This is a genomic window from Kitasatospora sp. NPDC007106, assembly GCF_040634455.1.
GTDB lineage: Bacteria > Actinomycetota > Actinomycetes > Streptomycetales > Streptomycetaceae > Kitasatospora > Kitasatospora arboriphila.
In genome coordinates this window covers 1-1,305 of the sequence record NZ_JBEYFP010001283.1, presented here as the reverse complement: position 1 = coordinate 1,305, position 1,305 = coordinate 1, and the positions used below count along the sequence as shown (strand labels likewise).

General features: G+C 74.5%; 2 protein-coding genes. Both read right to left on the bottom strand.

Annotated elements, in window-relative coordinates; genetic code table 11:
- Positions 1-263: DUF1275 family protein (locus ABZ641_RS37870; RefSeq protein WP_359989157.1), on the bottom strand; the 263-nt coding region annotated here is incomplete at its 3' end.
- 93 nt (positions 264-356) lie between these two features.
- On the bottom strand, positions 357-1,305 hold a 949-nt coding region (locus ABZ641_RS37865), incomplete at its 5' end, for an AAA family ATPase (protein ID WP_359989155.1).

Sequence of the window (1,305 nt, the reverse complement as noted above, 5' to 3'; positions counted from 1 at the left end):
CCGTGCCGCCGCACCAGCGCCTCGTTCACCCGGTGGCCGAGCAGCGCGCCCAGCGAGAACGCGGCGAGGCCCAGCCCGGCACCGGCGACCGACACGTGCGCGCCGCCCAGCCCGAAGCCCAGGAAGAGGATGTTGCCGGTCATCACCGCGGTGTACACGTGGCCGAGGCCGAGGAAGCTCGCGGCCTCGACGATGCCGGTGACCGCCGTCAGCAGGAGCAGCGCCACGGTCTGCGGGGCGGGGCGCCGGGTCGTCGCGAGCACCCTTGTTGGTACCAGCCCGGCCGGGCGGGGCGGCGGAGACCGGCCGTCGGCACCGGGCCGCTCACCGGAACGGCGCACGCCCGGCGGCAGGGCTCAGCCGGTACGGCCGTCGATCAGTTCGCCGTACGCCTGGAGCAGGTCCGGCAGGCGGAGGGTGACGAGGTCCTCCCGGCTGGGGAGGTCGCGGTGGGCGCTGAGCCGCAGATCGCGGTACGCGCAGGACTTCTCGTACAGGGTGCGGATGAACCGGCCGTTGCCGAGCTCGTCTATCCAGCCCTCGCCGACCACGTGGGCGCAGATCGAGGAGAGCTCCTCCGCGGCGTCCTCGTCCCAGCCGTCGCCGCCCTCCAGCGCCAGGCTGCGGCCGATCTCGGTCAGCTCGCCGGGGCGGTAGCTCGGGAAGTCCACCCGGGTGGTGAACCGCGAGTTGAGGCCGGGGTTGGCCGCCAGCAGCCGGTTCATCCCCTCCGGGTAGCCGGCGAGGATCACCACCAGCCGGTCCCGGTTGTCCTCGGCCCGCTTCAGCAGCACCTGCAGCGCCTCGTCGCCGTACGCGTCGCCCTTGCTGTAGCCGGAGTTGGACAGGCTGTACGCCTCGTCGATGAACAGCACGCCGTCCAGCGCCGAGTCGATCAGGTCGTTCGCCTTGACCGCCGTCTGCCCCAGGAACTCGCCGACCAGGTCGGCCCGTTGGGCCTCCACCAGGTGGTCGCCGGAGAGCAGGCCGAGCGCGTGGAAGACCTGGCCGAGGATCCGCGCCACCGTCGTCTTGCCGGTGCCGGACGGCCCCGAGAAGACGAAGTGCCGCTTCGGCGGCTGCACCGGCAGCCCCCGCTCGGCCCGCAGCCGGGCCATCCGCAGCTGCGCCGAGAGCGCCCGCACCTGCCGCTTCACCGGGTCCAGGCCGACCATCCGCTCCAACTCGGCGAGGGCCGCCTCCAGCTCCTGCTGCAGGCTCGCCGCCGCGGTGCCCGCCGCGGCCGGCCCGCCCGCGGACTCGGCCTCGCCGGGCGTGTGCGGGGGAGCGGCCGGCGCAGCCTCC